General features: G+C 66.9%; 5 protein-coding genes. 2 read left to right on the forward strand and 3 right to left on the reverse strand.

All coding sequences use genetic code 11. The features are described 5' to 3' along the window. On the forward strand, nucleotides 1–976 hold a 976-nt coding region (locus JNN06_RS16035; RefSeq protein WP_291240599.1), incomplete at its 5' end, for an FAD-dependent oxidoreductase. Between the two features lie 225 nt (nucleotides 977–1,201). Here the strand turns inward: JNN06_RS16035 and JNN06_RS16040 are convergent. After that, the gene (locus JNN06_RS16040; protein WP_291240600.1) at nucleotides 1,202–2,707 is read right to left on the reverse strand and encodes a malonyl-CoA synthase; all 1,506 of its coding nucleotides are present in this window, start codon (nucleotides 2,705–2,707) and stop codon (nucleotides 1,202–1,204) included. A 223-nt stretch (nucleotides 2,708–2,930) separates the two neighbouring features. Here JNN06_RS16040 and JNN06_RS16045 point away from each other — a divergent pair, with 223 nt between their 5' ends. Then, complete coding sequence (locus JNN06_RS16045; protein WP_291240601.1) at nucleotides 2,931–3,098, forward strand: hypothetical protein; 168 nt, start codon at nucleotides 2,931–2,933, stop codon at nucleotides 3,096–3,098. Here JNN06_RS16045 and JNN06_RS16050 read toward each other — a convergent pair. Together JNN06_RS16050 and JNN06_RS16055 are read right to left on the reverse strand one after the other, a co-directional pair. Next, nucleotides 3,067–3,876: a division plane positioning ATPase MipZ gene (locus tag JNN06_RS16050; RefSeq protein WP_291240602.1), complete on the reverse strand. Its 810-nt coding sequence runs from the start codon at nucleotides 3,874–3,876 to the stop codon at nucleotides 3,067–3,069. The genes JNN06_RS16045 and JNN06_RS16050 overlap by 32 nt on opposite strands. 88 nt (nucleotides 3,877–3,964) lie before the next feature. Next, nucleotides 3,965–4,623: hypothetical protein (locus tag JNN06_RS16055; protein ID WP_291240603.1), on the reverse strand; the 659-nt coding region annotated here is incomplete at its 5' end.

Below are 4,623 nucleotides of genomic sequence, written 5' to 3' on the forward strand. Positions count from 1 at the left end.
GGCCTGCGTGCAGCGCGGCGCGCGGGTCCGGCTGATCGAGACGCAGGCGATTGGCGCCGGATCGTCGGGCGGGCTGGTCGGTGCGCTGAGCCCGCATGTGCCCGAGCAGTGGAACGCCAAAAAGCAGTTCCAGCTGGAAAGCCTGCTGATGGCAGAGGGTTTTTGGGCCGAGGTCAGCGCGGCCTCAGGCCTGCCCACCGGCTATGGCCGGGTCGGGCGGTTGCAGCCGGTGGCAGAGGCAGGGCTGGAGCAGGCCCGGGCGCGGGGCCTGTCGGCGGCGGGGCTGTGGCAGGGGCAGGCGGTTTGGCAGGTGGTGCCGGCGACAGGGGCGGCATGGGAACCGGCTGGCCCCTCGGGATGGGTGATCCATGACACGCTTTCGGCCCGGCTGCATCCGCGTCAGGCGGCGGCGGCTTTGGTCGCGGCGCTGCGTGAAAAGGGGGCCGAGGTGGTGATTGGCGACGGCTTGGAAGAGGGCCTCGTGCTGCATGCCACCGGGGCGGCGGGGCTGGAGGCGTTGTCCGCCGATCTGGGGCGGCATCTGGGGGGCGGGTTGAAGGGGCAGGCGCTGGCGCTGCGCTTTGACGCGCGCACAGAGGCGCAGCTTTATGTCGACAGCCTGCACATCATCCCGCATGCGGATGGCACCGTCGCCATCGGCTCCACGTCCGAACGCGGGGTCACCGATCTGGCCACCGATCATCAGCTGGACGAGATGATGGCCCGCGCGGTGGCCGCCCTGCCCTGTCTGGCGGGTGCGCCTGTGATCGACCGCTGGGCAGGCCTGCGCCCCCGCGCCAGATCGCGCGCGCCGATGCTGGGCGCATGGCCCGGGCGGCCGGGGCATTTCATCGCCAATGGCGGCTTCAAGATCGGCTTTGGCATGGCGCCCAAAGTGGCCGAGGTGATGGCTGCGCTGATGCTGGAGGGGCAGGATGCCATCCCGGAGGGGTTCCGGGTGGAGGATAGTTTCTGAAGGCGGGCTTGGCCGAGGCCATCGCCGAGGTCATGTGGAAACCTGTCCACATCGGGCCGGTGGCCCGAAGCCACCGGCCAGCGCCCGCCCTCCGGGCGGCGGGCGCTTTCGCGCCCACCGGGCAGGCTCTGGCCTCTGTCAGCCCTTCGGAAATGGTCTGGTGGTGCCGATGCCACCTGGGCGGGGAAACGCGATGCGTTTCCGGCTCCGCCCAATGCCTTTGCATCAGATGCGGAGCCAGTCGCGATAGGCTTCCCGCAACACATTCTTCTGCACCTTGCCCATGGTGTTGCGGGGCAGCGCCTGAACCACCACCGCCGCCTTGGGCTGCTTGAACCGGGCCAGCCTGTCGCGGATCGCCGCCAGCACCGCCTCTGCCTCCAGCGCCGTGCCCGTCTCGGCCACCAGAACCGCGAACACCGCCTCGCCAAAATCGGGATGCGGCACGCCGATCACCGCGCTTTCCAACACGCCCGGCACCTCGTCCAGCACCGTCTCGACCTCTTTGGGGTAGATGTTGAACCCGCCCGAGATCACCAGATCCTTGGCGCGGCCCACGATGGTCACATAGCCCTCGGCATCCTGCACCCCAATATCGCCGGTGATGAACCAGCCATCCGGGCGCAACTCCTCGCGGGTTTTCTCGGGCATCTGCCAATAGCCCTTGAACACATTCGGGCCGCGCACCTCGATCACCCCCGCCTCACCGCGCGGCAGCTCGCGCCCCTCGGCCATCACCCGCAGCTCCACCCCCGGCAAGGGCAGGCCCACCGTGCCTGCGCGCCGCTCCCCCTCATAGGGGTTGGAGGTGTTCATATTGGTCTCGGTCATGCCATAGCGCTCCAGAATGCGCTGGCCGGTGCGGGCCTCAAAGGCGCGATGCGTTTCCGCCAGCAGCGGCGCCGAGCCAGAGATGAACAGCCGCATATGCGCCACCAGATCGCGGTCAAAGCCCGGCGCGTCCAGCAGGCGGGTGTAGAAGGTCGGCACACCCATCATGATGGTGGCCTGCGGCAACAGGCGCAGCACCTGATCCAGATCGAAGCCGGGCAGGAAGATCATCCGCCCGCCCGTCAGCAGCGTCAGGTTCGAGGCCACGAACAGCCCATGGGTGTGAAAGATCGGCAGCGCATGCAGCAGCACATCCGAGGGGCCAAAGCGCCAGACCTCGCGCAGCACCTCGGCATTGGACAAGAGGTTCCCATGGGTCAGCATCGCCCCCTTTGAGCGCCCGGTAGTGCCCGAGGTATAGAGGAACGCAGCCAGATCCTCCGGCCCGCGCGGGGTGGGGGTGATGTGATCCGGCTGGCCCGCCGCCCTATCGGAGAGACTGCCCGCCCCCTTGGCATCCAGCGCCAGCACCAAAGCGCCATGGGCCGCCGCAACCGGGGACAGCGCCTCTTGCCGGGCCGGATCGCACAGGAACACCCGCGGCGTGGCATTGCCAAGGAAATACGCCACTTCCTCCGCCGTATAGGCCGTGTTCAGGGGCAGGAAAATCGCGCCAAGCGCCACCGCCGCGCCATAGACGGCCAAAGCCTCGGGCGTTTTGGCCACCTGCACCGCGATGCGGTCGCCCGGCTGCACCCCCGCCGCGCGCAACGCATGGGCCTGCCGCGCCACCATGGCCAAAAAATCCTGCCCGGTGATCGTGCCGCCCTCCGGCAAGATCAGCAGCGGGTCGCGGCGCCCGGCAAGAGGGGCAAACAGGGCATCATACAGCATATTCATCGGCGTCCTCCGGGCTGATGCCTTTCCTGCCACGCGGGCCGGCGGGCGCTCAAGCCGTGCGGGGCGGTTTTGCGTCAAATTGTCACCAAAGCGACGAACCCATGGCCCGGACGCGCCGCAATTCTGCCCCGGTTTGCTTTGATGCTGTCCTTGTCAAACCGCCAGGCTGGAGGCCCGGCACCAAGGCAATGGCGCCAGAATGCGCCGAAAGGGAGTGCGACTGATGAGCTTCGTGAATCGCCTGCTGGAGAAGTTCCGTGCGCCGAAAGCCACCGAAGAGGCGGCCGAGCATGACGTGTTCACCCTGCGCCTGATGAAGATGCAGGGCCGCGCTGCACGCGCCCCGCAACATACCCCGTTCAAAAACTCCCGGTTGCACCCGGCAACCTGAGTTCGGCCATCAGGTCGCGCAGCTCTTGCCGCGCGGCGATGTTCGACATGTTCAGTTGCTCGACCCCGGTATCCTTGAGATCGAGCAGCGTCAGCCCGCGCGGGAACAACTCGCGGAAGATCACACGCTCGGTAAAGCCGGGGGCCACGCGGAACCCGATCCGCTTGGACAGATCTTCCAGCGCGGCGCCCACCTTCTTCTTGTTGTGCATCTGCTGGGCACCCAGTCGGTTGCGCAGCACGATCCAGTCGATCGGCTTCAGCCCGGCCTGCGCCCGCGCCTGCCGCGCCGCCCAAACCATCTCCGAATAGATCGACGGCCCCTTCACCTTGTTCGTCTCGGGGTCGATCCGCGCCAGCAGGTCGAAATCGACGAAACTGTCATTCAGCGGCGTGATCAGCGTATCGGCCAGACTATGCGCCACCTGGCTCAGCCGGGTATGCGAGCCGGGGCAGTCGATCACGATGAAATCGCTCACCGGCTCCAGCGCGGCGATGGCCGCCGACAGGCGGTGATCAAAGACGCTCTCGCCCTCCGGCACGGTGGCCGGGTCCACCTCGGGCAATTCACGGTAATCGGGGCTGGGCAGGTTCAGCTCGTTCCGGGCGAGATAAGCGCGGCGATTCTCCACATAGCGGCCAAAGCTGCGCTGCCGCAGATCAAGGTCCAGCGCGCCGACGCGATGCCCCATGCGCACCAGCGCGGTGCCCACATGCATGCAGGTGGTCGATTTGCCCGAGCCGCCCTTTTCGTTGCCGACAACGATGATATGCGCCATGGCCCTCGCCCCCTTCTGCGGTCTTGCTCTTGCGCGCCTTCATAAGGCCTGCGCGGGGCGGAGGGAAGCGGGAAGCCGCCGAGGGGCATCAATCGACGACGGCATCCAATTGCTGCTTCATATGCAGCAGGAAACCGAGGTCGCGCTTCAACACAGGTGTCTGGTTCAGATGGGCGGCCACCCTCTTGCCGTCAGATTCCAGCAGCAGCCAGCTTTGATCCGTGGTTGGAATGGCGACACGCAAGCCTGCCCCGGATTTGGGCAAATGAGCGCGCAAACCACTGCCCAAGATCACCCCTTGCTCCGCACAGATCAGCGTCAGGGCTTCGGCAATACGATAAGCGTCGAAACGCTCCACCAGTTCGGCCCCCGCTGTGGCAGGCAAAGTGGCAATCACGCCGCTGGTGTCGCGTTCTTGCCGCCGCAAACGGGAGCGTTGCGCGCGATTGGCAGCCATGCTGCGGCGATAGCGGCTATCCAGCACCAAGCCCAACAGGTGCTGCATCGGGCTGCGCCGCATGATGGGCAGCATCTCGATCATGGCTCCGGCGCGCTCGGTCGGGGCTTGGCGCAGCGTAGCCATCCCAGCCTCGATCACGCAGGTCAACCGCGTCAATCCGTCAAGCGTGGTGGCGGCCAGAACACCCTCGGACAGGATCTCAACCGTGCTGATCCGCTCCTCTGCGTAGGGCGTGCCTTGCAGCAGACGCAGGAACAAGCTGTGGCGCGCATCAGGCAGGATGGCCT

This window comes from Gemmobacter sp. (genome assembly GCF_016792925.1).
In the GTDB taxonomy this organism is placed as follows: domain Bacteria; phylum Pseudomonadota; class Alphaproteobacteria; order Rhodobacterales; family Rhodobacteraceae; genus Gemmobacter.

Bases quoted from the DNA above. Each gene is read 5' to 3' on its own strand.
- JNN06_RS16040 (WP_291240600.1), bottom strand. From the start codon at position 2,707: ATGAATATGCTGTATGATGCCCTGTTTGCCCCTCTTGCCGGGCGCCGC.
- JNN06_RS16045 (WP_291240601.1), top strand. From the start codon at position 2,931: ATGAGCTTCGTGAATCGCCTGCTGGAGAAGTTCCGTGCGCCGAAAGCC.
- JNN06_RS16050 (WP_291240602.1), bottom strand. From the start codon at position 3,876: ATGGCGCATATCATCGTTGTCGGCAACGAAAAGGGCGGCTCGGGCAAA.